This is a genomic window from Actinoallomurus vinaceus, from assembly GCF_039542055.1.
Classification (GTDB): Bacteria; Actinomycetota; Actinomycetes; order Streptosporangiales; family Streptosporangiaceae; genus Actinoallomurus; species Actinoallomurus vinaceus.
Genome location: NZ_BAABHK010000020.1, coordinates 16,331 through 42,383 on the forward strand (window position 1 = coordinate 16,331; position 26,053 = coordinate 42,383).

Sequence of the window (26,053 nt, forward strand, 5' to 3'; positions counted from 1 at the left end):
AACGTCGGCGGACCTTGGCGTACATCAACGACTGTTATTTGATCTCGGCCACAAATGAGACCAGTTCTGGGACCACCTACGTGTCTCGCAGAGACCGTCTGGGCCTACTCATTCCCTTCCAGATGGCCGCGGACCCGGACGTGGTCGACCTGCGTGTTCGACGAGTGCGTCACACGCACAGCGTCGACCCGCGGATCCGTCCGGGAGTCTGCAGCACCGCTGCTCATTGCTCGCGCCCCTTGTGGGTCTTCGTGGCTTTGCCGGACGGGGTCGTGCAGGGCGCCTCGCCGGTCGCGCCGCAGCGCGGGCACGCGGCGGGCTCCGTGGCCGACTCGGTAGCCGACTCCGTGGCCGGCTCGGTGGCCGGCTCGGTGGCCGACTCCGTGATCGGCTCGGTGGCCGACTCGGTGGCCGGCTCGGTCGCCGGCTCCGTGGCCGGCTCCGTGGCCGGCTCCGTGGCCGGCTCCGTGGCCGACTCCGTGATCGGCTCGGTGGCCGACTCCGTGATCGGCTCGGTCGCCAGCTCCGTGGCCGGCTCCGTGGCCGGCTCGGTCGCCAGCTCCGTGGCCGGCTCCGTGGCCGGCTCGGTCGCCAGCTCCGTGGCCGGCTCCGTGGCCGGCTCGGTCGCCGACTCCGTGATCGGCTCGGTCGCCGACTCCGTGGCCGGCTCCGTGGCCGACTCGGTCGCCGGCTCCGGCGCCTCGTGGGTCGTGGACACCGCGAGCCTCTTGTCATCGCGGTTCTGCTTGTTCTGTTGGATGTACGCCTTGACGCGGTCGATGATCTTCACGGTTGGGGGGCTCCTTAGCGTCGGGTACCGGGCCGCGCGGGCAGGATGGACACGGTCTCTCGGATCGCGTCGGTGCGCTCGGCGTCGACCTGGTCGCGCTCCTCGAAGGTCATCAGATCGTAGGGCAGGCTGCGGCTGTACTCACCCATGAGGAACTCCTCGTCGGTGTCGTCGTACTGACAGGGAGGAGCCCGACCCGGTCACCGGGCCCGCTCACGGCAAAGGCCCCACCGGCGATGGCCGCTGGCATGGCCGCGTCACCAGTGCATCAAGAACGACGGGAGCCCGGACCGACGCCATGTCAGCGCGAAGACACAGGCCGACGTCACCGCCAAGGGCCGCAAGCACAGGACGGCACAGCGCCGCGCGACGCCGGCAAGCCGAGCACGCCGGGTCGTTCGCCGACCGTCGAGAAGTGGATGCCCACCTACGTCGACGGCATCCTCCGCTGGGAGCACGCGGGCACGAAGTCGAGGAAGATCTGCCCCTGAGTGACCCACCGGATCTGACGACCGTACGAGGTCGGCTCTCCGCCTGACCCGGTCACACCCGCCGAGGGCCCGGAGCATCGCCGCTCCGGGCCCTCAGTGCTGGGGCTCGGCCGCGCGATCCGGCTCGCAACGGCAACTGGGGCCGTTCAAGCCCCAGAAACGATCAAGGGCCTTCCCCAGCATCGACTGGGGAAGGCCCTTGATCATGGGGCGGAGGCTCGGGGATTTGAACCCCGGATGGGCGGTAAACCCAAACCGCATTAGCAGTGCGGCGCCATAGACCTGACTAGGCGAAGCCTCCTCGGTGGCCAACAGGCCGCACACAGAGTACCGGGCATCAGCCCCTACCGGCAAAGCGATTGGCCGCGCCCCGCCGTACGGGCCTCCCGCCGAGGGTTTCCGGGGCTCTGACACCAGAAGGTCTCGGCGATCATGGCCTGGCACCTACTCGGCTTCGACCACCTCCAGGGCGCCGTCGGCGTACATCTGGCGGAGGGTGCGCTTGGAGAACTTGCCGACCGAGGTCTTCGGGACGGAGGCGATGAAGGACCAGCGCTCGGGGACCTGCCACTTCGGCACGCGGTCGGCGAGGAACGTGCGGAGGTCGCCGACGGAGGCGGTGGCGCCCTCGCGGAGGACGACCGAGGCGAGCGGGCGTTCCTGCCACTTGGGGTCGGGGACGCCGATGACGGCGGCCTCGATCACGTCGGGGTGACCCATGAGGTGGTTCTCCAGCTCCACCGAGGAGATCCACTCGCCGCCGGACTTGATGACGTCCTTGGCGCGGTCGGTGAGGACGAGGTAGCCGTCGGGGGAGACGGTGCCGACGTCGCCGGTGCGCAGCCAGCCGTCGTGGAACTTCGTGGGGTCCTCGTCCTTGTAGTACGACCCGGTGATCCAGGGCCCGCGGATCTCGATCTCGCCGACGGAGGTGCCGTCGGAGGGCAGGACCGTGTCGCCGTCGCCGACGACGCGGACCTCGAGGCCGCTGATGATGCGGCCCTGGGTGGCGCGGTAGCGCCAGGGGTCGGGGCAGGCGGGCGGCGGGTGCGCCACCGAGGCGAGGGGCGAGGTCTCGGTCATCCCCCACGCCTGCACGATCCGGACGCCGAGGTCGTCGAACGCGCGCATCAGCGACTCGGGGACGGCCGATCCGCCGCACGGTACGAGGCGGAGGGAGCTGAGGTCGGCGTCGGTCTCCTGGGCGTGGCGGAGGACCTCGTTCCAGATCGTCGGCACCGCTCCGGAGACCGTCGGGCGCTCGTCCTCGATGAGGCGGACGAGGGGCTCGGCCTGCAGGAACCGGTCGGGCATGACGAGGGACGCGCCGGCCATGAGGGCGGCGTACGGGAGGCCCCAGGCGTTGGCATGGAACATCGGCACGACGGGGAGGACCCGGTCCGCGCTGGACAGCGCGAAGGCGTTGCCGGTGCACGCGGCCATCGAGTGGAGGTAGGCGGTTCGGTGGGAGTAGACGACGCCCTTGGGGTTGCCGGTGGTGCCGCTGGTGTAGCACATGGCGGCGGCCTGGCGTTCGTCGATCTCCGGCCAGTCGAACGTGTCGGGTTCGGCGGCGAGCAGCGCCTCGTACGAGTGGAGTTCCTTGCCGGCGGCCTCCAGCGGGGCCAGGTCGGCGTCGCCGACGACGATCACGTGCCGCACGGTGTTCATCCGCGACAGCATCTTGGCCAGGAGGGGGACGAGCGTGCCGTCCACGATGACGACGTCGTCCTCGGCGTGGTCGGCGATGTAGACGACCTGGTCGGCGGCGAGCCGGATGTTGAGCGTGTGCAGGACCGCGCCCATCGACGGGACGGCGAGGTACGCCTCGAGGTGCTCGGTGTTGTTCCACTGGAAGGTGGCGACCCGCTGGTCGGCGTCGACGCCGAGGCGGCGCAGGGCGTTCGCGAGGCGGGCGGCGCGGCGCCCGAGTTCGGCGTACGAGGTGCGCCGCATGCCGTCACCGATGAAGGTGCCGACCTCCGCGTCGCCGAACACCTGGGTGCCGTATCGCATGATCGAGGAGATGGTCAGCGGATGGTCCTGCATCGTGCTCCACACGGCGGCCTCCACGCTCGGGGGTGTGACCCGGATTCTGGCCCCCTACGTCGGCCGTTGTCAGCACCCCGGGCCCGTCGAGTACGCCGAATCTCACCTCAGTCGAGGGCGGCGAACTCCTCGTCGGCGTCCTCGCGGAGCTTGGCCATCGCCCGTGAGACGGTGCTCTTGACGGTCCCGACGCTGACGCCGAGCGCGTGGGCGATCTCGGCCTCGGTGAGGTCGTCGTAGTAGCGCAGCCTGATGTACGCGCGCTGGCGGGCGGGCAGGCGGTCCAGCAGGCGTTCGAGCACGTCGCGCAGTTCGCTGCGGTCAGTGTGGTCGGCGACGGGCGTGTCGGGCATCTCGTCCGTCGGGTACTCCTCCAGCCGGCGCCGTCGCCACCAGGAGATGTTGATGTTCACCATCGCCCGGCGGACGTAGCCGTCGAGGGCGGTACGGTCCTTAATCCGGTCCCAGGCGAGGTAGGTCTTGGCCAGGGCGGCCTGCAGGAGGTCCTCTGCCTCGGTACGGTCGGCGGTGAGGAGGAGGGCGGCGCGCAGGAGCGTGGGGCGTCGCGCCGCGACGAAGTCGCGGAACTCATCGTGCGATGTTGCGCCCACTTCACCGCCCGGCAGATCGGTGCGTTCTTATCGACACCATGCCGACGATCGCACGAAGATCGTAATTACGGATCAACTCGTACCTCATGTTTCGGCCAACCACGCGCGCAGTAATCGTGAAAAAACATCACGTATACCTCTCGGCATCTTTTGGCCGGTTTGGACAAAGGAGTCGACAGAAGGAACGCGCCGGGTAAGGCTTGACGTGCGACTTCCCGTCGCACGGCCATGAGCGTTTCATCGATGTTCGGAGCTTCCCCCATGCTGCCATCACGCGATTTAATGCACCGCCGACGCCGGCTCCGGCAGGTGGTGTTCAGCGATCCGCCGCACCGTCTCGACGACGATTCCTGGCCCCGGCGTGCCATCGAGGGTGTGATCGTGGACGCCAGCCCGCACGTCATCGTGCTGGCCAGGGCCGACGGCTCCGAAGTGCGGCTGCCGATGTCGGCCACGACCTCGATCTGGTACGACGGCAAGGCCGAGCTCGCGGAGTTGCGCCCTGGGCGTCGCGCGGTGGTGCGTCCGACGGATGCGGGCGGCCTGGCCGCGGAGCGCATCTGGGTCGACGTCGCACGGGTCACGGGTGTCATCACCGGACGCGTCGGGAATCGCTTCGACGTGGACGCCGGACCGCACCGCGGGCAGCTGACCGTCACGGTTCCGGACGACGCCCTGCGCCGGGTGCAGGTGCGCCATCCGCGGCTCGAGCCGGGGGCGCTCTTCGACGTGATCGGCATCCGGCGGGGCCGGGAGATCCTCGGGCTCCGGCCCCTGCGCTCGTCTCCCCAGCCGGCCCCGCACGCCGTCGCCCCGCCGCCGCGCCGGACGACCCCGTGGGTCCTGCGCGGCACGGCGACCTGGTTCGAGGACCCCGACGGCGGGCGCGGCGCGGCGTACCCGGCCCTCGACCCGCACGGCCACGGCGGCGGTTGCGGCGCCGGTCCGGGCGTGCGGCTGCCGTACCTCTCGCTGGGCAGCGAGCTGTGGGTCCGCAACGAGTGCACCGGCCAGGAGGCACGCGTGCCGATCATCGAGTGCGGCTGCATGGCCGCGCGCTTCTGCGACCGCTGTGTGCGGTGCGGGACCTCCCCGCGCGGCCGGGTCGTCGAACTGTCCAGGAGCGCGTTCGTCGATCTGGGCGGTGACCTGGACGCCGGATGCTTCAACGTCACGGTACGAGTGGACCGCCCATGACCGAGCTCTTCCGCGAGGTGCAGATCCCGTTCCTGGCCGTCGTCCTCCTGGTCGCGGGCGCCATGAAGGCGCTCCCTCGCGGGGACGGCCGCGTCCCGGTCATGGGGCGGTACCGGGGAGAGGCCTTCACGCTGACCGTGGCGGCCGCCGAGGTGGTGCTCGGGACACTGCTGCTGACGACTCCGCTGCTCGTGGTCCGGTTGGCGGGTGTCGTGTTCTTCGCGACCGCGACGGCGGTGGTGGCCGATCTGGTCCGGCGTGGATCCGAGGAGGCGTGCGGCTGTTTCGGCCGTCTCGGTACGACGCCTGTGGGGCGCCTCGGTGTGATCCGGGCGGCGGTGCTGACGGCGATGGCGGTCGTGTCGGCCGGCGTCCCGGGGACCGGCGCGGCGATCCTCGGCACGGCCGGGGACCGATCCCTGGCCCTGTTCGCCGTCGACTGCATGGTGTTCCTGGCCCTGTCCCCCGAGGTGGTGGCCGCCGTCGCGCGAATCCGCCATCCGGTCCCCTGCGAGCTCCGCGACGTCCCCCTCGAGGCGACGTACGCCGCGTTGCGGCCCAGCACCGCCTGGCGGGCGCACGCGGCGTCCCTGACCTCGACGGAACCCAGCGACGTGTGGCGCGAGCTGTGCCACCGCTACCTCGTCTACCCGGCCGAGGTGGACGGGCGGTCCGTGGAGGTCGTGTTCGCCGTCCCGGTCGACGGCCGGCCGTCGGCCGTACGCGCGGGGGTCGCGTGGGATCCGGGCTGGGAGCGGCAGGACGACGACTCCGGTCCGCAGCGGGTGCACAGCTCCGTCTGAGGCTGAGACCCCGCTGAGCGATCGCTGACGCGGCGCGCCGGCCACCGTTGGCGCGCTGTCAGCCGATGGTGCGCGGCGTGGGGGACATTCGGATCGGCGCGGGGGACACCGCGCCGATCCGAATCGGCCCACAGGGGGTTATCTCATGCGGAACACGAGCGTTCTCATCTCCGGTGCCGGCATCGCCGGCCTGGCGCAGGCGTACTGGCTGGACCGCGTCGGCTTCGACGTGACCGTGGTCGAACGGTCGCCTGAGCCCCGGCCCGGCGGGCAGGCGATCGACGTGCGCGGCCCGGCGCTCACCACCGCCGAGCGGATGGGGATCCTGCCCGGCCTGCGTCGGCGGGGGACCGACATGCGCGGCGCGTCGGCCGTCGACGCGGCGGGGAACGAGATCTACTCCAGCACCGAGCGGACCTTCAGCGGCGGAGACCTCGACAGCCCGGACGTCGAGGTCATGCGCGACGACCTGATCACGCTGCTGCGCGAGGCGGTGGGGGACCGGGTGGAGTACCTGTTCGACGACTCGATCGCCGCGGTCGCCCAGGACGAGGACGCGGTGCACGTCACGTTCGAGAGCGGTCTCACACGCTCGTACGACCTGGTCGTCGGCGCCGACGGGTTGCACTCCAACGTCCGCCGGCTGGTGTTCGGCCCGGAGTCGGAGTTCCTCCGCTACCTCGGGACGTACCTCGCGGTGTACACCGCGCCGAACTTCCTGAACCTCGACCGCTGGCAGACGTTCTGCATGGCGGAGAGCGTCGGCGGCGGCATCATGAGCGCGCGGGGCAACGCGGAGGTCCGGGTCTACGTCGGCTTCGAGACGGACGAGCCGATCGACTACGACTTCCGGGACGTCGAGGCGCAGAAGCGGCTCCTGGCCGAGCGTGTCGGTGACGTCTGGGTGTTCCCGACGGCGCTGAAGTACATGTGGGACGCGCCCGACTTCCATTTCGACTCCATGTCCCAGGTCCGCATGGACCACTGGTCGCGCGGGCGCGTCGTGCTGCTCGGCGACGCGGGCTACTGCGGGTCGCCGCTGACCGGGCAGGGCACGAGCATGGCCCTCATCGGCGCGTACGTCCTGGCGGGCGAGCTCGCGGCGGTCGACGGCGACCACCGGGCCGCGTTCGCGGCGTACGAGGGGGAGCTCCGCGACTTCGTCGAGAAGAACCAGGCCCTCGCGCTGGTCAACCGGAAGCAGATGGAGGAGCAGGCCGCGGGTGACCCGCAGGCGGAGATCCAGGGGTACGAGGAGGGTCTCGAGCGCCTGAACGAGGTCGTCAACGGCATCACGCTCAAGGACTACGGGTTCGGCGACGACCCGGCGAACGTCCGGCGGTAGCTCGTGGGCGGGACGCCGACGACGCGCGCGAAGTGGCGGCGGAGCATGGTGGCGGTGCCGAACCCGGTCCGCGCCGCCACCTGCTCCACCGCCAGGTCGGTGGTCTCCAGCAGTCGCTGCGCCTCGGCGACCCGCTGCCGGATCAGCCAGTGCGCGGGCGTCGTGCCGGTCAGCTGCGTGAAGTGGCGGGCGAACGTCCGGGGGGCGGTGCCGGACCGCCGCGCCAGGTCGGCGACGGACAGCGGCTCGGCCAGGTGGTGGCGTGCCCATTCGAGGGTGTCGGCGACGGCGGACTGGGCGGTGGCCGCGACGGGGACCGGGTGCTCGACGAACTGCGCCTGGCCGCCCTCCCGGTGCGCGGCGGTGACCATGCGCCGGGCGATGGAGTTCGCGACGGCGGCGCCGCAGGCCTGGCGTACGAGGTGGAGGCACAGGTCGATGCCGGCGGCGGTGCCCGCCGAGGTCCAGATGCCGCCGTCCTCGGCGAACAGCACGTCGGGCTGCACGCGGGCGGCCGGGTACCGCTCGGCGAGCGCGTCGGTGAGCGCCCAGTGGGTGACCGCGCGGCGGCCGTCGAGCAGGCCGGCCGCGCCGAGCACGAACGCCCCGGCGCACAGCGACGCGATCGGCACCCCCGCCTCGTGGGCGGCGCGCAGCGCTTCGAGGACCGCGTCGGACACCGGGGCGAGGGCGTCGACGCGGCCGGGGACCACGACGAGATCGCACTCGGTGAGCGCGTTCAGGGGCCGGTCGGGGGCGATGGTCACGCCGTGCTGGAGGGCGACGGGCGCCTCGCCGCAGCGCCACAGCTCGAAGCCCGGGCACGCGGGCCGGGGGACGCCCCACACCTCGGTGATCACGCCGTAGTCGAAGGGGCGGATGCCCTCGCACAGGACGACGCCGACGGTACGCATGGCAGAAAAGTACCGCACGTCGACATTTCTGCCACTCGTGGCCGTCCGCCGTCGGCGAGATGCTCGATGACATGACAGAACTCACCGAGAATGCCGCGCTCATCGTCATCGACGTCCAGAAGGGCTTCGAGGACCCGTACTGGGGCCGGCGGGACAATCCGGCCGCCGAGGAGAACATCGTGGCCCTGATCCGGGCCTGGCGATCAGCCGGCCGGCCGATCGTGCTGGTCCGCCACGACAGCCGTCCGGGTTCGCCCCTCGCGGCGGAGTCCCCCGGCAACGAGCTCAAGGACGTGGTGCTGGAGGCGTTCGGGGAGACCCGGCCCGACCTGTTCGTCACCAAGAACGTCAACTCGGCGTTCTACGGCAAGCCGGACCTCGACGGCTGGCTCCGCGAGCGCGGGATCGGCCAGCTCGTGATCGCCGGCATCCAGACGAACATGTGCAACGAGACCACCGCCCGTATGGGCGGCAACCTCGGGTACGACGTGCTCTACCCGATCGACGCGATGCACACGTTCGACGCCGTGGGCCCGGACGGCGAGACGGTGACGGCGGAGGAGCTCACCCGTGCCACCGCCGCGAGCCTGCACCACGGACGGTTCGCCCGCGTGGTCCGCACCGCCGACCTCATCGGCGTCTCTGCCTCCGTATAAGGGTGTCTTCGCTCACCGCTAGACCATCGTATAGAGAGCTCGACGGCCGTCCAGTGGAGACCACCGGGCGGCCATCGCCTTTTCTATTGCTTTCTAGGAGGGCGACTAGACAGCCGTATATTCCTGTCGAGACGGCACCCCGATGGCACTCTCTACGGCTCTCTAGGAGCATTCCAAGAGTGCGCTAGACAGCGGTAGCGGGGCCTCAGACCGGCTGTGACCTGAGGAAATGACCGAAGTGCGGGACGGTGAACGCCACCAGCCCGCGCTCCGCGCTGTAGATGAGACCCTTCTTGATCAGGCCGTCCCGGGCCGGCGAGAGGCTGGACGGCTTGCGGCCCAGCTCGTCGGCGACGGTCGCGGTCAGCACCGGGTCGTCGCCCAGCGACGCCATGGCGCGCATGTAGTCGCGTTCGGCCGGGGTCGCGCGTTCGTACCGGCTGCCGAAGAAGCCGACGGCCAGCTCCCCCTCCGCCTCCGGAGCCGCGACCTTGATGTCGCCCGCGTTGATCGGCGTCTCCGGCGCGATGTCCCAGGCCACCTTGCCGTACGCCTGCACGAAGTACGGGTAGCCGTCCGCGGCGTCGTACAGGGCGTCGAGGGCGTCCGGGGTGAAGGTCACGCCCTCGCGCTCGGCCGGGGCCAGCAGCGCCAGGTCGGCCGCGTCCCGGTCCAGCCGGTCGATGCGGGCGTACCGGAAAAGGCGCTCGGAGTAGGACTTGCTGGCCGACAGCACCGCCGGCAGGTGCGGCAGCCCCGCGCCGACGACGATGAGCGGGCCGCCACTCTGGGACAGCTCATGGCAGGCCGCGCACAGCGCCGAGACGTCGTCGGCCGGGATGTCCTGCATCTCGTCGACGTACAGCGCGATCCCGACCCCGAGGTCGGTCGCCACCGACGCGGCGTCGACGAACAGCTCGGTCAGGTCGATCTCCAGGTCGCCGGAGTCGGCCCGGCCCCGCGCCGCGGGCACGTCAATGCCGGGGTTCCACCGGCGAGGTGCCGCCTTGCCCTTGGGCGGTTCGGTGTCGGCCTGCGCGAACGCCTTGAGCACACCGAGGAACTCCTCGATACGGTCGGGCGCCCGGTGCCGTGGGGCGAGCTCGCGCACCGCCATGTGCAGGGCCGAGGCCACGGGCCGGCGGATCGACTGGTCCGGCCGCGCCTCGATCTTGCCGGTGCCCCACAGCTTCTGGATCGCCATGGAGCGGAACGTGTTGAGCAGCACGGTCTTTCCCACGCCACGCAGGCCGGTCAGGATCATGCTGCGCTCGGGACGGCCGTGCGCGACGCGTTCGAGGACCACCTCGAACTGCCGCAGCTCGCGGTCGCGTCCGGTGAGCTCCGGGGGGCGCTGCCCCGCGCCGGGGGCGTACGGATTACGGACGGGGTCCACGCTCTCGGACTCTATGAGGGGATATAGCTGCGGCCGTAGATTTCCATAGAAAGCGCTACGGCGTGTCGCGCGACGACGCGACCGACACCGTGTCGCGCCCGGAGCGGTGAGTATCGCCACCGGCCCCGCCTCCTCGAAACGTGCGCGGACAGGACATCGAATCTGTGTTCGAAGTCGTGCCAACGGTAGCGCACGCGGACGGCCGCGTCAGCCGGAACCCATCTATCCCTCGAACAAAGTATCGATGAGGTCTGACAACGAGCGTCCCATCACCGCACGCCGCTCCCGGTCGGCCGCGACGACCAGCCCCGCCTGCAGCAGCGCGCCGTACAGCAGGTGGGCCAGCGGCTCAGGCTCCTCGCCCGGCCGCAGCTCCCCCACGGCCGCCCGCAGCAGCCGCCGCGAGCAGTACGGGTTGTCGAAGGTGAGCGAGCGTTCCCAGCCGAGCACCAGCGGCCCCTCGGTCAGCAGGACGCGCCGGACCACGGGCTCGAGACAGGAGTCGAGAAACGCGTCCACGCCCGCCTTCAGCCGCTCGACGGCCCCGCCCTCGGTCTTCTCCGCCGCCGTGCGAACCCGCTCGAAGATGTCCTTCTCCACCGCCTCATGAGCGGCGCGGAACAGCTCTTCCTTGTCGGCGAAGTGGTGGTAGAGCGCGCCGCGCGTCACATCGGCCCGCCGCACGATCTCCGCGGTCGACGTGTCGGCGTAGCCCTTCTCGGTGAAGAGGGCGACGGCCGCGTCGACGAGCGCCGCGCGCGTCACCTCGCCCTGCTCCACCTTGCGGCTCATAGGATCATGGTAGGTGCACGTTGACACCGACGTCCGTCCCGAACTCCGCCGGATCCGCCCGGCCGGTCGCGACGAGCGCGAACCGCAGCGGATCACCGCGCAGCACCGGACCGTCCGCGCCGATCGCGTACTCGCCGAGCCCGTCCAGGACCAGCCGGTACGGCCCCCGGCCGAGCCGCTCCAGCTCGTCGCGGAGCCAGCCCACGCTTCCGGCGAGCCCGGGTCCGCGGTCCTCGGGCCGGCCGAGCGCCACGCGGATGTCGTCGCCGTGCACGAACGTGTCGTACCAGAGCGTGTGCACGCCGTTCCCGACGGACCGGCCGGGGACCGGGCTCGGGCGCTCCCAGACGCGGTCGTTCAGGGTCTCGAGGAGCGGGATGAGGCGTCCGGCGGCCGATCGCAGCTCGGCGGCGAGATCATCCGGGCTTTCGCCCCGGAAGGCCCGCGCCTGCTCGTCCGGCGTACGCGTGCCGGCGACGCCGTTCGCGGTGTCGACCGCGTTGCCGACGACGTGAGCGGCGACATCGCAGACCTGCCATCCGGTGCACCGGGTCGGTGTGTCCCACTCCTCCGCGGTCAGGCCGTCGATCAGCGTGGCGAAGACCGCGTACTGGCCGGACAGCCCGGCCACGACCTCCTCGCGCCTCATCGGACGCTCACCGGCCTCCGTACGGCGTCCGCGATCCCGGCGACCGTCTCCAGGTGGGGCAGCGTGTCGAGGGACCCGATGCGGATGACGAAGTGCCGGACTCCGGCGACGGCGTACGCGGCCAGGCGCTCGGCGCACTGCTCCGGCGTCCCGGCGACGAACGCCTGCAGCCGGGACATGTCGTCGAGGGACGCGCCGTAGTACGCCCGCACGTAGGACTCCAGGCCGGCGCGGGCGCGCGCCGGGTCGTCCTGCGGAAGCACGGTCACGTAGAGCGCGGGGGTGACCGTCGCGGGATCCCGGCCCGCCGCCGTGGCGACCTCCTCGATCTCGGCGCGCTGCCGGCCGTACTCCTCCGGCTCGGGAAGGTAGGGCAGCCAGCCGTCGAAGAGCCGCCCGACGCGGTCGACCGCCCGGGGCCCCGCACCGGCGAGCCAGAGCGCGGGGCCGCCCGGCCGGGAGGGCGCGGGCAGGCCGGCCAGCCCGTCGAACCTCCAGTAGCGGCCCTCGAAGGCGTCCGGCCGGTCGGCGCTCCACAGGGAACGCCACAGCCGTACGGTCTCCAGCAGCCGGCCGAGCCGTTCGGTGAAGGGCACACCGGCGGCGGTGAACTCCGCCTCGGTCTGCGGATACGGGAACCCCGCGCCGAGGCCGAGAGTCAGCCGACCCTCGCTGACCAGGTCGAGCGTCGCGATCGTGTGCGCGGCGAGCAGCGGTTGCCGCAGCGCACCGGTCAGCGCGGCGGTGCCGACCCCGACGGTGGTGGTCGCGGCCGCGACCGCGGACAGGAGAGTGAGCGGCTCGACACGGGGGCGGGCCGTCAGCGAATCACCGGCCCACACCGAGTCGAAGCCCAGTGCCTCGGCCCGTCGGGCGAACTCGATCAGCCGTGGCACGTGCCAGTCGTCCTTGATCGCCGCCTCGCGGGTGGACAGCAGAACACCGATGTCGATCATGTCGCCACCATACATACATGCAGCATGTACGTACAGGCCGCATGTACGCTTTCCGGCGATCGCGCGGGCCGGTCGGTAACAAGACGGGGATGTCGTGTATCGCGAGCGTTTCGAAAATCGCATACGTCACCACAACAGCCTTCCGTCTTGAGTGGAGGCGCGAGACGGCACGACAGATCATCACGTGACCCGCCCGCGCCTTCCTGACCCTTTTCGTCCCCTCGAAGGAGTTGTTGTCTTGAAGCACATGTCCGTTGCCGCCGCGACCGCGGCAGCCCTGTTGCTGGCCACCGCATCGCCCGCGACGGCCGCCCACGCCACCGCGATCGGCGACGTCCAGCAGGCCATGGAGAACCTGGCCAAGATGCCGGGCGTCGTGGGCGCGATCGGCGGCGTGTACGTGGACGGCAAGCCGGCCGGCCGTGGCACCGCTGGGTCGCGGCTGCTCAACGGCAAAGGCGGCACGATCCCGGCGAACTCCCGCTTCCGCATCGGCTCGCAATCCAAGGTCATGGTGGCCACCGTGCTCCTCCAACTTGTCAAGGAGGGCAGGCTCAGCCTGGACGACAAACTCGCCGACCTGCTGCCCGAGGTGGACGGGTTGGTGGAACGAGCCGACGAGATCACCGTCCAGCAGCTGATCCAGCACACCTCCGGCATCCCCGACTGGTTCTACAAGAGCGGCACGACCGAACCGGCGTTCGACGTCTTCGACTTCACCACCTACTACCGGCCCATCGACATCGTGAAGATGACGCGGGGCTTGCCGCGCACCGGCGAGCCGGGCGAGAAGTTCACCTACTCCAACACCAACTACACCCTCATCGACATGATCATCGAGAAGGTGACCGGGGACACCCTGGCCAGCGAGCTCGACCGGCGTCTCTTCCGCCCGCTCGGCATGACCCGGACCTACCACATCACCAAGCCCCCGGAGGGCATCAAGGGCCCGCACGGGCACGGCTACTACCCCGACTCCACCGGCACCCTGCGCGATGTGCACCGCTTCAACGCCAGCTGGGGCAACGGTGCCGGCGGCGTCGTCTCGACGACGCATGACGTCAGCACCTTCTGGCGGGCCTTTTCCCAGGGCAGCCTGCTGCCGCCGTCGCTGCAGGAGGTCCTCACCCGTGGCCCCCAACCCCAGGGCAGCGCGCAGCAGAGCAGGGGCCGGTGCGCAGAAGACCTGAAAATGTGGGGCGGCGATGCGCCCGGCTACGTCGCACTGACCGTCTTCTCGGCCGATGGCCGGAAGGAGTTCGCCATCTCCGTCACGCGGAGCACCGCCGACGATTCCGCCATCATCCCCGCGATGTTCAAAACCGCCGAAGCCGTCCTCTGCCCGACGGTTTGAAGCCCTGCGGACTCGGACAACACCAGCAACCAAAGGTCACCTCTTGACCGGCCGCATCCACCTGTACGAGCAGCCGCCCAAGACCCTGGGCCAGGGCACCGTCCACCACCTCGGCGTCCAAACCGACGAACTCGAGACCGTCGTGGAACGTCTGCGCGCCCTCGGCGTCTCGGTCCCCGACATCCGCGACGAGCCGACCGCGACCTACGCCATGGCCCAGGGACCCGACCGCCTGCTCATCGAGATCTTCCAGCCCGATCCCGCCGCTCTCCCCCCACACCTCCACGACTACTTCGAAACCGGCGATGACCTGGGAGCACCAAATAGCCCCGCCCCTTGACCCGCGTACACGGGCCGAGGGACAGGGCTTTTCACATCTGGGGAACGTCAGGCCGAGCGCTCATCCTGGAAGACGGCGACTTCGACACACTCGCCACCGGACGCGTTGCTTCGGTCGGCCTTACGCCAGTCGGTCGCTTGGTGCATCAGAGGGCCTCCACGATGCTTGCGATGAGGGATAGGGAGTCATCCTCGGACAGTGCCTTAGCGCGAATCCGGTCATATCGTACCGCGAGCTCCCTCACTTCGCCCTCATCGCGGATGAGCCGACCGGATAGTTGCGCCTCTACGAAGGCCACCCGCTCGTCCTCGATCGACAAGAGGACGAACCCTCCGTCAAACCCGATGTGGGCGCCAGCACTCATTGGGATGACCTGTATCGTAACGTTCGGGCGTTTGGCGATCTTTAGGAGTTGCCCTAACTGCTCGCGGAAGACCTCCGTACCACCGATCGGGGTCCGGAGGACGGCTTCCGTGATAAGCGCCCAGACCTCCGGCGCGTCGGCGCGGTCGAGGATCTCCTGTCGCGCGATACGCGCGGAGACGGTCCCGTCGAGGTCTGGCAGCCTGCCGGGTTCGAGCAGCGCGCGGGCGTAGGCCGGCGTCTGGAACAGGCCCGGGATAACGAGCGGCTGGAAGATTCGGATCTCGTCGGCGCGGCGTTCGTAGCCCGTGTACCGGCGGAACCATTCGCGGTCGTGCTCTCGTTGCGAGTGTGTCCACAGCCGCACGAAAAAGCCGTCCGTGTCGAACAGCGTATCGAACAGCTCAGCATGCGCCCTCCGGAACGGCCGCCGACCGGCTTCGAGATGCTTGACCCCCGACTCGGAGAGCGTGGCGCGCTTGGCTAAGTCCCTTTGAGACATTCCGGCCGCTGCGCGCCGCTTTCGGAGCGCATATGCCATCCATTCCTGAAGCGACCGATCCGGGTCGATATCATCCGCTTGCGACATTCTCATCGCCTCCCGCGGCCATTCTCCCCGTCGGTAGGCTCCAATCCCCTTGGAGCCCCAGAACGCTCCCCACCGTAGCCCCGTCGGCTTCATTCTGGGAAGCCCCGGAACGCGGGGCTGCCGGAGGAGGCGATAGTGCCTAGCATCCTGATAAAGACCGAGATATCCCGTTACGTAGATCTCGGAGCAGACAGCAAATTCGCGGGCCGCGCACGGCGATTCGTCCGTACCGTCCTATGGACGTGGGGCCTCAGCCGGCTCGCCGATGACCTCGAGCAGATCGCGGGCGAGCTGGTCACCAACGCGCTCCCGGGCGGGGAATATCGGCTGACTCTGTATCTCAACCTCAAGACCGCGATTCTTCGCGTCGAGGTCGCCGATCATCGCGAAGGAACGCCCGAGCAACGCGAGTCGGGTCCCGAAGACGAGAACGGGCGTGGCTTGGTGATCGTCGAGGCCCTCGCCGACCGCTGGGGCTACCTGGAGCGACCCGACGGAAACACCGTCTGGGCGGAGCTTCACGTCAGGAGGGGAACGGAATGAGTGCGCCGGGCGACGACCTCCTCCGATCGCTGGCGGAGTTTCAGGACGTGCTACGCCGGACGCCGTTCATCGGCGCGAGCCGCATCGCCGAGGAGGCACAACCCCGCGTCCTGATCGGAAAGTACCCGGACGCGGCTCGCCAGATGCTCGCGGAGCTCGACCGCCCCGCCGCGGGCAACTGAGCCGAGGAGATTCGCCGCGGATTCCGAGACTCTTTTCCGTCCGGGACGGCTGCCCTCGTTCTGCGCTGTCCCGCCACACGGTAATTTTCCCGCCTGGCGGGACGGCGCAGAACAAAGACCCTCGCCCGCCGGCGACATTCAGGCGTTATGCCGGGTCTCGCCGCCCCCACGCCATGCAGGGGCCTCGTTGGCGGACCGCGGCCCGCCCCCCAGGCTCAGGCCTGCGAGCGCCCGCGCAGGAAGGTGTCGGCTACCTCGACGGCGCGCCGGGCCTGGAACTCGATGGCGGCGCGCTCCACGTCGCCCGGCAGGTCCTCGCCGTTGTTCGAGGTGTGGCTGGCGCCGTACGGGTTGCCCGCCTGGAACTGGATCGGGTCACCGTAGCCGGGCGGCACGATGATGGAGCCCCAGTGGTAGAAGGTGTTGTTCAGCGCCAGGATCGTCGACTCCTGACCGCCGTGCCGGGTGGCCGTCGCGGTGAACGACGTGCCGATCTTGTTGATCAGCCGGCCCTGCGCCCACAGCGGTCCGGTGGTGTCGAGGAACTGCTTCATCTGGGCGGCCGGCAGGCCGTACCGCGTCGGCGCGCCCAGCATGATCACGTCGGCCCACTCGAGGTCGTCCAGGGACGCCTCGACCACGTGCTGGGTCGCCTCGGCGTGGTCCGCCCAGCCCTGGTTGGCGGCGATCGCCTCCTCGGGGGCGAGCTCCCGCACCTTGCGCAGGCGGACCTCCGCGCCGGCCTTCTCGGCCGCCGTGGCGGCCGTCTTGGCCAGCTCGAACACGGTGCCGGTGGCGGAGTAGTAGATGACCGCGACCTTCGTCGCCATGACAGTCTCCTTCGGGGGATCCGGGGCGGGCCGTATCCCGCCCCGGTGGGGGTGAGGTCAGGACAGGTGCTCGTCGGCGGCGCTGCGGTGCGGGACCTTCTCCGCGGGGACGGTGCCCATGCGGCCCGCCTGGAAGTCCTCGAAGGCCTCGATGATCTCCTGGCGGGTGTTCATCACGAACGGCCCGTACCGCGCGATCGGTTCGCGGATCGGCAGGCCGCCCAGAACCAGGATCTCCCAGCCGTTCCGGCTCGCGAGGGGCTGCGAGTCGGCCGCCGTGACGGTCAGCGCGTCGCCCGTGCCGAACACGGCGAGCTGCCCTTCGTCCAGCGGGCGTCCCTCCGGACCCGCCTGCCCGCGCCCGGAGAGCGTGTAGACGAGCGCGTTGAAATCGCGCGGCCACGGCAGCGTCAGCCGGGCGCCCGGCGCGACGGTCGCGTGCAGGTAGGTGATCGGCGTGTACGTGACGCCCGGCCCCTGGTGACCGGCCAGCTCACCGGCGATCACCCGCACGATGGACGAGCCGTCGTCGCTGGTCAGCAGCGCCACGTCGCGGGACTCGATGTCCTGGTAGCGCGGTGGCACCCACTTCTGGGCGCGCGGCAGGTTCACCCACAGCTGCACGCCGTGGAAGAGCCCGCCCGTGGCGACCAGTTCGGGCGTCGGCTGCTCGATGTGCTGGATCCCGGCGCCCGCGGTCATCCACTGGGTGGCACCGTCGGCGATGAGACCGCCGCCGCCTGTGGTGTCCTGGTGCTGGAAGGCGCCGTCGATGATGTACGTCACGGTCTCGAACCCGCGGTGCGGGTGCCAGGGCGTGCCCTTGGCCTCGCCCGGGGCGTACTCCACCGCGCCCATGTGGTCGAGCAGCAGGAAGGGGTCGGCGAGCGACAGGTCGATGCCGGGGAACGGCCGGCGGACCTGGAAGCCCTCCCCCTCGACGTGCTTCGAGGCGGTGACGATCTTCTTGACCGGCCGCCAGGCGGTCCCCTCTTCCGGGAGACGGGGAAGTCGGGTCAGGGTCAGCGGATCGGCGGTCACGGCGGGCATCGCTACCTCCTCGGTCGGTACGACCCAGAGAACGTGATTGAAGTTTCAACTATTCCGCCGCACCGGAGCGCCGGCACACCGAAAGGGTCGAGTGACACCGTACACGAAGATTTGTTGAAACTTCAATCACTCTGTATAATGCACACATGACCGAACCGCGCTGGCTCGATGCCGCACAACAGCGTGACTGGCGCGCCTACATCGAGGGCAGCGTCCGGCTGGCCGATCTCCTCGACCGGGACCTGAAGTCCAAGCACGGGCTCAGCACCGCCGAGTACGAGATCCTCGTACGGCTGTCCGAGGCCCCCGACCGGCGGCTGCGGATGGCCGAGCTCGCGGAGTTCGCCAGCCAGTCGCGAAGCCGCCTCTCCCACACCGTGGCCCGTCTGGAGTGCAAGGGCCTCGTCGCCCGCGGCACCTGCGGTGCCGACAAGCGCGGAGTCAACGCCGAGCTCACCGACGAGGGATTCGCCTTGCTGGAGCGAGCGGCGCGCGATCACGTCGCCACCGTACGGGAGTTCTTCATCGACGTCATCGACCCGGACGACCTCAAGGCCGTCGGCCGGGCGTTCGGCGCCGTCGCCGAGCGGGTCGCCAAGGTGCGCTGACCGGTCACGTGTTCAGTCCGGTGCAGAAGCCGAGCGAGAACAGCGTCATGAAGGTCCAGCCGCACATCAGCCCGACGCCGTACAACCGGGTGAACCCCGTCATCTTCCAGGCGAGGAAGCCCCCGAGGCCGAACGCCAGCAGGAGCAGCGCCAGCGCCTGGGACAGCAGGCTGAAGTCCTTGCCGCCCATGATGTTCATCTCGAACGCGGAGTACATCATGATCGAGTCGACGAGGATGAAGGTGCCGAGCCCGCTGCCCACCGCGGTGATCTCGCGCATCCCGAGTGGCGGTCGCCGCTTGTCGCCTGTTTCCGTCATGATCGGTCCTCGGGGATCGGCTGGCCGGGCCGTACCGGCAGACTAAGTCGCCTGGTGATTTGGGACGAAGCATCGGCCACCGCATGTAATCCTTCCGTTATGGAACGCCTCACCCTGGCCGCCGTCCTGGGTGGCACGGCCCTGGCCCTTTCGGCCTGCGGCGGGGGTTCGTCGGGCTCGGCCGAGCCACCGGCCGCCCCGGCGACGTCGCCCGTCTCATCGACCCAGGCCCCCGCCACTCCGACGCCTTCGCCCAAAGCCACCACGGCATCGGCGAAGCCACAGGCCTTCACCGCGAAGATCACGAAGATTCCGTCGCGCGCGACGGTGAAATACTCCTGGCATTCCGGCTGCCCGGTCGGGATCGACGGTCTCCGGCTGATCCGGATGACCTACTGGGGGATGGACCACAAGCCGCACGACGGCGAGATGGTCGTCAATGCCGACGTCGCCTCGAAGATCGTGACCGTCTTCCACAAGCTGTACGACGAGCGCTATCCGATCCGGCGCATGGAACTCGTCGACAAGTACAAGGGCAGCGACTTCCAGTCGATCGAGGCCGACAACACGTCGGCGTTCAACTGCCGCAACGCGACCGGGTCCAGCAATTGGTCACAGCACGCCTACGGGCACGCCGTCGACGTGAACACGTGCGAGAACCCCTACGTGCACCCGAACGGCCACATCGAGCATCCGGCCTGCGTCAAGTACGGCAACCGCAAGCGCAAGGATCCCGGCGTGATCCACGCGGGCGACGAGGTGGTCCGGGCTTTCCGGTCGATCGGCTGGGGCTGGGGCGGCACCTGGGGCGGGCCCTGGGACTTCCAGCACTTCTCCGCGACCGGCCGCTGACCCGCGTCAGACGACGAGCAGCGCGACCACCACGATGACCACCAGCAGCACGACCGCGCCGCCGATGATCAGTCCGGTGTTCGGACCGGACGGCGCGGAGTCGCCCTGGCTCTGGAACGCCCGGAACTGCTGGGTGCTGCCCGCGGGATCCTGTTCGTTTTTCGGCATGCAGGTGACGATAGTGGAGGTTCGACGAGCGTCACCGGATCTTTTCCGACATCCGGCAGACCGCGAGCCCCGCACCGGGGGCGGGGTGCGGGGCTCGCGGAGCCGGAGTCACTTCTTGAAAGCCCAGACGACGTGATGGTCGGTCGCGTAGATCACCATGTTGCCGTCATCCTGCACCGCCAGCGACGCGCCGGCGTTGTTCGCGGTGTTGGAGTACCAGAGCGGCTTGCCGGCCGCGCTGTAGACGACCCAGTTGCCGTCCGTCTGCATGACGCTGTAGACGCCGGAGCCGTGGGTATTCGTGCTCCACAGCGCCTCCTTGCCCTTGTACAGCACCAGGTTGCCGTCGGTCTGCTGGAACAGCGAGTAGGCGCCGTTCGGCGAGCGCACGCCCTCGCCGGCGCGCAGGCTCTGCCCGGAGCCGAGGATCCCGTTGTACAGGTGCCGTGACCACAGCGCCTTGTTGTTCTTGCCGTAGATGACCAGGTTGCCGTCGTTCTGGACAGCGAGGAACGCGCCGGGGTGCCCGGCGGTGTTGGAGTACCACAGCGGCTTGTTGGCCTTGCTGTAGACGACGAGGTTGCCGTCCGCCTGCATGAGGGTGTACGACCCCGGGTGCCGCGCCGTGGTGGTGTTCCACAGGGCCTTCTTGCCCTGGTAGAGCACGAGGTTGCCGTCGTTCTGCTGGAGCAGCGTGTACCGGCCGTTGCGCGACTTCACCGCCTGGCCGGTTTTGAGGGAGTAGCCCGGCTGGAGGCTCTCGATGCTGATGTTCCGCGTCCAGAGCGCCTTCTTGGCCTTGCTGTAGATGACCAGGTTGCCGTCGTTCTGGACGGCGAGGAACGCGCCCGGGTTACGGGCGGTGTTGGAGTACCACAGGGCCTTCTTGCCCTTGTAGACGACGAGGTTGCCGTCCTTCTGCATCGCCGTGAATGCCCCGGAATGCTGCCCCGTAACGCTGCTCCACAGCGCCTTCTTGCCCCTGTACAGGACGAGGTTGCCGTCCGTCTGCTGGGCCAAGAGGTACTTCTTGTTCGGCGAGCGCACGTACTGCCCCGCCTTGAGGATCTGCCCGGCCTTGAGGACGCCGGGGGCGCGCTTGGCCGAGGTCGCCGCGAACGCCTGCTCACCCGGCGCGGTCGCGGAGGTGTCGGCGGCGTTCGCGACCGAGGACTGCGGCCGGGACGCCGAGACGTTCTTCGTGGTGGAATGGGAATCGCCGGTCATCGCCCAAGCGGCGATCGACAGCGAGGTCGCCGCGGCGGCCACGCCCGCGACCGTCGCCACGCGCTTGATGCTCGTCAAGATGAAACTCCCCGTTGTCACGAAATCACCGCATGTGCGGCGATGCGGGGGGAGCCTAAAGGCAGCGCTCAGGCGATGTCGCGTCGCTTCACAACACCACGAAATGTCGCATAACGTCGCACGGGTGGGCAGAGCGGGATTGCGCGCTGAGACAGCGCGGGGAACGGCGTACGACGCCCCCTCCAGCGTCCTGCTGCTCCGGCTGCTCGGCGAACTCGGCCCGGGCAACCAGTACCTCATCGTGGACCGGCTCGACGCCGCCAACGCCGAGCACTACATGCAGGTCTACCGTGAGAACGACGGGACGTTCGCCGTGGAGTACCGCGAAGGCACGGCGGACCGGCACTTCGAGGCCGTCGCCGTCGACCTGCGGCAGGTCCACGAGGTCCTCACCGCCTGGGCGACCGACGCCCCGGGGTGGCGCGACGCGTTCGACTGGCGGCGCTGGCCGACGGACGGATGACGCCCTGATCACTTCGTGTCGGGAGGTCGCGCGTGATCACACCGGAGGAGCTCTCGCGGCTGGACCCGCACGAGCGCGCCGCCCTGCTGCGTGCGCTGATCGCCATCGACCGCCCGCCGGACCCGCTGGCCGATCCGCGTCTGCGCGCCCGCCGGCGGCGCGGCCTCACCTTCCTGCTGACCTGCTGCGTCCTGCTGATCCCGTGGATCGTCTTCCTCGTCCTCACGCTGCCGGTCCGGTACACGGCGGGGCAGTGGCAGGCCGCGTGGACCGGCTTCGACATCGCCCTGCTCCTCGCCCTGGCGGCCACGGCGTGGGCGATCTGGCGGAAACGGCAACTGGCGATCTTCTTCGCCGTCGTCACCGGAACGCTGCTGCTCTGCGACGCCTGGTTCGACGTCATGCTCAGCTGGGGCAGGCCCGATCTCTGGATGGCCCTCCTCACCGCGGCGCTGGGCGAGCTGCCGATGGCGATGCTCCTCTTCATGGCCACGCGGCAGTTCATCCACCACACCGTGCAGGTCGCGTGGGCCCAGCTGGGGATGGAAGGACCGGCACCGCCCTTCCGCCGGGTGCGGTTGTTCACGCTGCTCGAGGAGACCGCACTCGAACGCCGCATCGACGACCTTGACTCGTCCCGCCCGCCGTCCTAACGTCGGGGTGAAAAGGTTTTCCTAGCGACTGACCCCTGGCAGTCCTCCGATGCCGTACGGCGGCCGCCGTCGTACGGCCGCCGGATCCCGTGGCGGGATCCGGCTTTCGGCCAGAGGAGGTCAGCGGTCATGTTCCATCGCTCGCTCGGAGCCCTCATCCTGGGGCTCGCACTACTCCTGGCAGGCGTCGCCGCACCCGCGGCGAGCGCCGCCGCCGATCCCAACCCGTACGGCGACCCGAACCTCGTCTCGATGTTCGACGGTAAGACCCTCGACGGCTGGACGCCGCACAAGGCCGGCGGCTGGACCGTCAAGAACGACGCCATCCACGGCACCGGCACCGCCGGCCGCGGCTGGATCTACTACAACAAGGCCCAGGCCGGCGACTTCCGGTGGATCTTCAACGTCCGCCAGGTGAAGGGCGACCACGCTCCCACGGTGCTCATCTGGGGCACGACCGACCCGATCCGCGACGCGCTCAGCGCCATCCAGTTCCAGCCGCCGAACGGCGGCCACTGGGACTACCGTCCCGGGCACAACAACGGCGGCGGCAGCCTCTTCACGAAGTACGACCACACGAAGTGGGACGTCAAGAAGTGGAGCCAGTGCGAGATCGTCGCCACCCAGGCGACCGGGGTGGCGCGGATGGCCTGCTGCCCGCTGAAGTCGGACGCGAAGACCTGCAAGGCCGTCGAGGTGCTGAAATTCACCGACAAGACCGCCGGCCAAGTGGGACCCCTCGCCATCCAGATCCACAACAGCGGCATCCAGGACGAGTACAAGAGCCTCTACCTCGAGTCCCCCGTCGTGACGAAGCCGGGCGACTTCATCACCACCGGCTAGCCGGGGCACAAATCATTCGCGGCCACCGCCGGGATCCGCTTACCGTTCGAGCATGGCGCTCATCGTCTCGGTGAACATCGGCACGCCCCGCTCGAACCCCTGGAAGGACTCGGGGATCACGGGCATCGACAAACATCCCGTCGACGGGCCGGTCGCCGTCGCGGCGCCGGGGCCCAAGGGCACCGGCGCCGTCGGCCTCGCCGGTGACCGCGTGTTCGACGTCCGGAACCACGGCGGAGACGACCAGGCGGTGTACGCCTACGCACGCGAGGACCTGGACCACTGGGCGGCGGAGCTCGGGCGCGAGCTGTCGAACGGCGTCTTCGGCGAGAACCTCACCACGTCCGGCGTCGACGTCAACGCCGCGTTGATCGGCGAGCGCTGGCGCGTCGGCGACCGGCTGGTGCTGGAGGTCTCCTGCCCGCGCATCCCGTGCGGGACGTTCCAGGGCTGGATGCGGGAGCAGGGCTGGATCAAGCGCTTCACGCGGGCGGCCCTGCCCGGCGCGTACCTGCGGGTGATCGAGCCGGGCGAGGTCCAGGCCGGGGACCGGATCACCGTCGAGCACCGCCCGGCGCACGAGGTCACCGTCGCCCTCACCTTCCGCGCGCTGACCGGCGAGCCGGACCTGCTCCCGGCGCTGACGGCGGCCGACGCCCTCCCGGAGGAGGCGAAGCGCCGCGTCCACCGGCGCACGGGCTGACGTGCGCCGATTTCGTTGTCCACAGCCTGTGGACTCCGGCCACGCGACGACCCGCCGGCCGTCCACAGCCTGTGCACACGCGTCCCGCGCGCGAGGTTCCCGCCCGGGCCGCTATGGTGGTCATCGCCTGGAGGGTTCGCATAGTGGACTAGTGCAGGCGCCTTGAAAGCGCCCAGGGCTGGGGACAGTCCTCGTGGGTTCGAATCCCACACCCTCCGCCGATCGAAACGGCCGCCGCCCGTGACGGGCGGCGGCCGTTTCGCGTTCCCGCGGCCTCAGCGCGGCCAGGCGAACCCATCGGCGACCGTCGCCGCCAGCATGAGGTAGGCGTCCTGGGTCGCGGCGGACAGCTGCTCCAGCTCGACCTCCGCGCCCTCCTCCAGGTGCGGGTCGTACGGGATGCGGACGACCGCGCGGCAGCGGCTCTCGAAGTGGGCCTGCAGCCGGTCGAGGTCGACCGTGCTCCTGCTGCGGTTCCGCACCATCGACAGCACGACCACCCCGTTGCGGACGAGCTCGCCGTAGTGGTGCGCCTCCAGCCAGTCGAGCGTGGCCGAGGCCGACCGGGCGCCGTCCACCGACGGCGAGCTGACCAGCACGAGCTGGTTGGCCAGGCCGAGCACGCCCGCCATCGCCGAGTGCAGCAGGCCGGTGCCGCAGTCGGTGAGGCAGATCGAGTAGAAGTGCTCCAGGACGTGGGCGACCGTACGGTAGTCCTGCTCGCTGAACGCCTCGGAGACCGCCGGGTCGCGGTCGGAGGCGAGCACCTCGAGCCGGGACGACGCCTGCGAGGTGTAGGCCCGCACGTCGGCGTACCGCTGGATCTGCTGGTGCTCGTTGAGCAGGTCGCGGACGGTCGTCGCGGTCTCCAGCCGCACCTTGTCCGACAGCGTGCCCCGGTCGGGGTTGGCGTCGACGGCGATGACCCGGTCGCCGCGCATGGACGCCAGCGTCGCGCCGAGCCCGACCGTGGTGGTGGTCTTGCCGACGCCGCCCTTGAGGCTCATCACCGCGACGCGGTGGTGGCCGCCGGCCACCGGGGTGCGGGCGCGGGCCAGCAGCTCGCGGCGGCGCATCTCGGCCGGGGACTCGCCGGGGTGGATCGTCCCACCGGTCGCCTTGTACAGGGCGCGGCGCCAGCCGTTGGCGGGCGCCTGCCGCCGGCCGCGCAGCAGCATGTCGGCGCTGAGGCTGTCGGAGGTCTGCGAACCGCCCTGCTGCTGGGCGTACGCCTCGGGCAGCGGCGCGAACGGCGGGCCGTCCTCAGGCTGCGGGGCGTACTGCGGCGGCTCCTGCTGCGGGAAGTGCTGTGCCTCGGGCTGCCGGCCGTACGGCGCGGCCTCGGGCTGCTGGGAGAACGGCGGTACGGAGTAGGGCGGTCCCTGGTGCTCCATCGGCGGCCGGCCGGTGTAGCGCGGATCCGGCTGCTGCGGGAACTGCTGCGCCTCGGGCTGCCGACCGTAGTCGGGAGCGCCGGGGTACTGCGCCGCGTAGCCCGGGGGCACGCCTGGATACCCCGGATCGGCGGGGGGCGCCGGGTAGCCCTGCGGAGGCGGCGAATAGGGCGGCGGGCCGCCGAACGCCGGGGCGGAGTACTGCGGGTAGCCGGTGTAGCCGCCGTCCCCGTACATCTCGAAGCCGTCCGCCTGGGTGGCCTCGGCGGCGGGCCGCTGCGGCTGGACGAGCTGGGTCCGCTCGGCGTCGGCCACGTCCGCGTCGCCGCGCGGCTCGTCCTGCGGCGTGGCCGCCGGGGACGGCTGCTGCACGTCGTACGGCGCGGCGGGATCGGCGGGCTCCGCGTCGTACGGCGGCGCGGGCTCCGCACGGCCGTCCTGCGGTCCCTGCGCGTCGTCCCGCTGCTCCGCCACCTCGGCCTCCTGGTGCTCTTGGGGGCCGAAGCCCTGCGGAGGGTAGGGGCCGAAGGCCGGGCCGTACTCCCGGGCCGGTGTGCCGGGGAACTGCGGCGGCGCCCCGAACTCCGGCGGCGGTGGATACCCGGGCGCCCCGAAACCGTACGGCGGCTGCCCCTCGCCGGGCCCGGACGTCTCGGGCGGCACCGCCGGGAACGTCGGCGCGGGAGGGGTGTTCGTCCACGGGTTGGGCGGCGGCGCGGCCTCGTCGGCCGCGTCGTCTCTCGGCTCGGCGGGCTCGCTGTTCATGGCATCAAGAGACGCGAGCTGTTCATCAAGAGAACGGCCCGTTTTATCCTGATCATTCTTGGCCACCAGGTCCCCCTCGC

31 protein-coding genes and 2 tRNA genes are annotated in these 26,053 nt (G+C 70.2%); 15 read left to right on the plus strand and 18 right to left on the minus strand.

Features of this window, described 5'->3' with window-relative positions; all coding sequences use genetic code 11:
* Positions 1-223: 223 nt before the first annotated feature.
* From ABEA24_RS45125 to ABEA24_RS45145, 5 genes are all read right to left on the minus strand, one after another.
* The gene (locus ABEA24_RS45125; RefSeq protein ID WP_345440577.1) at positions 224-790 is read right to left on the minus strand and encodes a hypothetical protein; all 567 of its coding nucleotides are present in this window, start codon (positions 788-790) and stop codon (positions 224-226) included.
* Between the two features lie 14 nt (positions 791-804).
* Entirely contained in the window at positions 805-939 is a 135-nt protein-coding gene (locus tag ABEA24_RS45130; protein WP_345440580.1) for a hypothetical protein, read from the minus strand.
* A 553-nt stretch (positions 940-1,492) separates the two neighbouring features.
* Positions 1,493-1,582: transfer RNA gene (locus tag ABEA24_RS45135), tRNA-Ser, on the minus strand.
* A gap of 143 nt (positions 1,583-1,725) precedes the next feature.
* Entirely contained in the window at positions 1,726-3,342 is a 1,617-nt protein-coding gene (locus tag ABEA24_RS45140) for a fatty acid--CoA ligase (RefSeq protein ID WP_345440583.1), read from the minus strand.
* A 95-nt stretch (positions 3,343-3,437) separates the two neighbouring features.
* Positions 3,438-3,941, minus strand: a complete 504-nt coding sequence (locus tag ABEA24_RS45145; RefSeq protein WP_345440586.1) for a SigE family RNA polymerase sigma factor — start codon at positions 3,939-3,941, stop codon at positions 3,438-3,440.
* 282 nt (positions 3,942-4,223) lie between these two features.
* Between ABEA24_RS45145 and ABEA24_RS45150 the strand changes: the two genes are divergently transcribed.
* The 3 genes from ABEA24_RS45150 (at position 4,224) to ABEA24_RS45160 (ending at position 7,286) form a co-directional block, all read left to right on the plus strand.
* Positions 4,224-5,138, plus strand: coding sequence for a hypothetical protein (locus ABEA24_RS45150; protein ID WP_345440589.1), 915 nt, complete (start codon positions 4,224-4,226; stop codon positions 5,136-5,138).
* Positions 5,135-5,941, plus strand: coding sequence for a MauE/DoxX family redox-associated membrane protein (locus ABEA24_RS45155; protein ID WP_345440592.1), 807 nt, complete (start codon positions 5,135-5,137; stop codon positions 5,939-5,941). Before ABEA24_RS45150 ends, ABEA24_RS45155 begins: the two co-directional genes overlap by 4 nt.
* Positions 5,942-6,086: 145 nt before the next feature.
* Positions 6,087-7,286 carry an FAD-dependent monooxygenase gene (locus tag ABEA24_RS45160; RefSeq protein ID WP_345440594.1) on the plus strand — a complete coding sequence of 400 codons (1,200 nt, stop codon included), beginning with the start codon at positions 6,087-6,089 and terminating at the stop codon, positions 7,284-7,286.
* On the opposite strand, the gene ABEA24_RS45165 is transcribed toward ABEA24_RS45160, so the two are convergent.
* Positions 7,247-8,200 carry a GlxA family transcriptional regulator gene (locus ABEA24_RS45165; RefSeq protein WP_345440597.1) on the minus strand — a complete coding sequence of 318 codons (954 nt, stop codon included), beginning with the start codon at positions 8,198-8,200 and terminating at the stop codon, positions 7,247-7,249. The genes ABEA24_RS45160 and ABEA24_RS45165 overlap by 40 nt on opposite strands.
* 71 nt (positions 8,201-8,271) lie before the next feature.
* On the opposite strand from ABEA24_RS45165, the gene ABEA24_RS45170 reads away from it, so the two are divergent.
* Positions 8,272-8,856 (plus strand): cysteine hydrolase family protein, encoded by a 585-nt coding sequence (locus ABEA24_RS45170; RefSeq protein WP_345440600.1) that lies wholly within the window; start codon positions 8,272-8,274, stop codon positions 8,854-8,856.
* A gap of 205 nt (positions 8,857-9,061) precedes the next feature.
* On the opposite strand, the gene ABEA24_RS45175 is transcribed toward ABEA24_RS45170, so the two are convergent.
* The 4 genes from ABEA24_RS45175 to ABEA24_RS45190 all read right to left on the minus strand — a co-directional run bounded on the left by ABEA24_RS45175 (position 9,062) and on the right by ABEA24_RS45190 (position 12,649).
* On the minus strand, positions 9,062-10,252 hold the full coding sequence (locus ABEA24_RS45175) for an ATP-binding protein (protein ID WP_345440603.1): 1,191 nt from the start codon (positions 10,250-10,252) through the stop codon (positions 9,062-9,064).
* Positions 10,253-10,474: 222 nt separating this feature from the next.
* Complete coding sequence (locus ABEA24_RS45180; protein ID WP_345440606.1) at positions 10,475-11,044, minus strand: TetR/AcrR family transcriptional regulator; 570 nt, start codon at positions 11,042-11,044, stop codon at positions 10,475-10,477.
* Between the two features lie 4 nt (positions 11,045-11,048).
* Positions 11,049-11,693, minus strand: a complete 645-nt coding sequence (locus tag ABEA24_RS45185) for a maleylpyruvate isomerase family mycothiol-dependent enzyme (protein WP_345440609.1) — start codon at positions 11,691-11,693, stop codon at positions 11,049-11,051.
* Complete coding sequence (locus ABEA24_RS45190) at positions 11,690-12,649, minus strand: LLM class flavin-dependent oxidoreductase (RefSeq protein ID WP_345440612.1); 960 nt, start codon at positions 12,647-12,649, stop codon at positions 11,690-11,692. Before ABEA24_RS45190 ends, ABEA24_RS45185 begins: the two co-directional genes overlap by 4 nt.
* A 247-nt stretch (positions 12,650-12,896) precedes the next feature.
* Between ABEA24_RS45190 and ABEA24_RS45195 the strand changes: the two genes are divergently transcribed.
* Both ABEA24_RS45195 and ABEA24_RS45200 read left to right on the plus strand, forming a co-directional pair.
* Entirely contained in the window at positions 12,897-14,003 is a 1,107-nt protein-coding gene (locus tag ABEA24_RS45195; protein WP_345441027.1) for a serine hydrolase domain-containing protein, read from the plus strand.
* Positions 14,004-14,046: 43 nt separating this feature from the next.
* The gene (locus tag ABEA24_RS45200; RefSeq protein ID WP_345440616.1) at positions 14,047-14,343 is read left to right on the plus strand and encodes a VOC family protein; all 297 of its coding nucleotides are present in this window, start codon (positions 14,047-14,049) and stop codon (positions 14,341-14,343) included.
* Between the two features lie 47 nt (positions 14,344-14,390).
* Here ABEA24_RS45200 and ABEA24_RS53875 read toward each other — a convergent pair whose 3' ends face one another.
* Together ABEA24_RS53875 and ABEA24_RS45205 are read right to left on the minus strand one after the other, a co-directional pair.
* Positions 14,391-14,489 (minus strand): DUF397 domain-containing protein, encoded by a 99-nt coding sequence (locus tag ABEA24_RS53875; protein WP_425551314.1) that lies wholly within the window; start codon positions 14,487-14,489, stop codon positions 14,391-14,393.
* Positions 14,489-15,295 carry a helix-turn-helix domain-containing protein gene (locus ABEA24_RS45205; RefSeq protein WP_345440619.1) on the minus strand — a complete coding sequence of 269 codons (807 nt, stop codon included), beginning with the start codon at positions 15,293-15,295 and terminating at the stop codon, positions 14,489-14,491. Before ABEA24_RS45205 ends, ABEA24_RS53875 begins: the two co-directional genes overlap by 1 nt.
* 135 nt (positions 15,296-15,430) lie before the next feature.
* Between ABEA24_RS45205 and ABEA24_RS45210 the strand changes: the two genes are divergently transcribed.
* A complete protein-coding gene (locus tag ABEA24_RS45210) occupies positions 15,431-15,838 on the plus strand; it encodes an ATP-binding protein (protein WP_345440622.1) in 408 nt (135 codons plus the stop codon).
* Positions 15,835-16,020, plus strand: coding sequence for a hypothetical protein (locus ABEA24_RS45215; RefSeq protein WP_345440625.1), 186 nt, complete (start codon positions 15,835-15,837; stop codon positions 16,018-16,020). Before ABEA24_RS45210 ends, ABEA24_RS45215 begins: the two co-directional genes overlap by 4 nt.
* A gap of 215 nt (positions 16,021-16,235) precedes the next feature.
* Here the strand turns inward: ABEA24_RS45215 and wrbA are convergent, their stop codons facing one another.
* Both wrbA and ABEA24_RS45225 read right to left on the minus strand, forming a co-directional pair.
* Positions 16,236-16,850 carry an NAD(P)H:quinone oxidoreductase gene (gene wrbA, locus ABEA24_RS45220; protein ID WP_345440628.1) on the minus strand — a complete coding sequence of 205 codons (615 nt, stop codon included), beginning with the start codon at positions 16,848-16,850 and terminating at the stop codon, positions 16,236-16,238.
* 57 nt (positions 16,851-16,907) lie between these two features.
* Positions 16,908-17,900 (minus strand): pirin family protein, encoded by a 993-nt coding sequence (locus tag ABEA24_RS45225; RefSeq protein ID WP_345440631.1) that lies wholly within the window; start codon positions 17,898-17,900, stop codon positions 16,908-16,910.
* Between the two features lie 146 nt (positions 17,901-18,046).
* On the opposite strand from ABEA24_RS45225, the gene ABEA24_RS45230 reads away from it, so the two are divergent.
* A complete protein-coding gene (locus tag ABEA24_RS45230; protein ID WP_345440634.1) occupies positions 18,047-18,508 on the plus strand; it encodes a MarR family winged helix-turn-helix transcriptional regulator in 462 nt (153 codons plus the stop codon).
* Between the two features lie 4 nt (positions 18,509-18,512).
* Here ABEA24_RS45230 and ABEA24_RS45235 read toward each other — a convergent pair whose 3' ends face one another.
* Positions 18,513-18,827 carry a hypothetical protein gene (locus ABEA24_RS45235; RefSeq protein WP_345440637.1) on the minus strand — a complete coding sequence of 105 codons (315 nt, stop codon included), beginning with the start codon at positions 18,825-18,827 and terminating at the stop codon, positions 18,513-18,515.
* A 99-nt stretch (positions 18,828-18,926) separates the two neighbouring features.
* Between ABEA24_RS45235 and ABEA24_RS45240 the strand changes: the two genes are divergently transcribed.
* Positions 18,927-19,679 carry a M15 family metallopeptidase gene (locus tag ABEA24_RS45240; protein ID WP_345440640.1) on the plus strand — a complete coding sequence of 251 codons (753 nt, stop codon included), beginning with the start codon at positions 18,927-18,929 and terminating at the stop codon, positions 19,677-19,679.
* A 6-nt stretch (positions 19,680-19,685) separates the two neighbouring features.
* Here ABEA24_RS45240 and ABEA24_RS45245 read toward each other — a convergent pair whose 3' ends face one another.
* Positions 19,686-19,847 carry a hypothetical protein gene (locus ABEA24_RS45245; RefSeq protein WP_345440643.1) on the minus strand — a complete coding sequence of 54 codons (162 nt, stop codon included), beginning with the start codon at positions 19,845-19,847 and terminating at the stop codon, positions 19,686-19,688.
* A gap of 108 nt (positions 19,848-19,955) precedes the next feature.
* Positions 19,956-21,152 carry a hypothetical protein gene (locus ABEA24_RS45250; protein WP_345440646.1) on the minus strand — a complete coding sequence of 399 codons (1,197 nt, stop codon included), beginning with the start codon at positions 21,150-21,152 and terminating at the stop codon, positions 19,956-19,958.
* Between the two features lie 139 nt (positions 21,153-21,291).
* Between ABEA24_RS45250 and ABEA24_RS45255 the strand changes: the two genes are divergently transcribed.
* From ABEA24_RS45255 to ABEA24_RS45275, 5 genes are all read left to right on the plus strand, one after another.
* Positions 21,292-21,615 carry a hypothetical protein gene (locus ABEA24_RS45255; protein WP_345440649.1) on the plus strand — a complete coding sequence of 108 codons (324 nt, stop codon included), beginning with the start codon at positions 21,292-21,294 and terminating at the stop codon, positions 21,613-21,615.
* A gap of 32 nt (positions 21,616-21,647) precedes the next feature.
* On the plus strand, positions 21,648-22,268 hold the full coding sequence (locus ABEA24_RS45260; protein ID WP_345440652.1) for a hypothetical protein: 621 nt from the start codon (positions 21,648-21,650) through the stop codon (positions 22,266-22,268).
* 129 nt (positions 22,269-22,397) lie between these two features.
* On the plus strand, positions 22,398-23,111 hold the full coding sequence (locus tag ABEA24_RS45265; protein WP_345440655.1) for a 3-keto-alpha-glucoside-1,2-lyase-like domain-containing protein: 714 nt from the start codon (positions 22,398-22,400) through the stop codon (positions 23,109-23,111).
* A gap of 52 nt (positions 23,112-23,163) precedes the next feature.
* Complete coding sequence (locus tag ABEA24_RS45270; protein ID WP_345440658.1) at positions 23,164-23,814, plus strand: MOSC domain-containing protein; 651 nt, start codon at positions 23,164-23,166, stop codon at positions 23,812-23,814.
* A gap of 129 nt (positions 23,815-23,943) precedes the next feature.
* A tRNA-Ser gene (locus tag ABEA24_RS45275) sits at positions 23,944-24,032 on the plus strand.
* Between the two features lie 57 nt (positions 24,033-24,089).
* Here the strand turns inward: ABEA24_RS45275 and ABEA24_RS45280 are convergent.
* Positions 24,090-25,973, minus strand: a complete 1,884-nt coding sequence (locus ABEA24_RS45280) for a MinD/ParA family ATP-binding protein (protein WP_345440661.1) — start codon at positions 25,971-25,973, stop codon at positions 24,090-24,092.
* Positions 25,974-26,053: the final 80 nt, after the last annotated feature.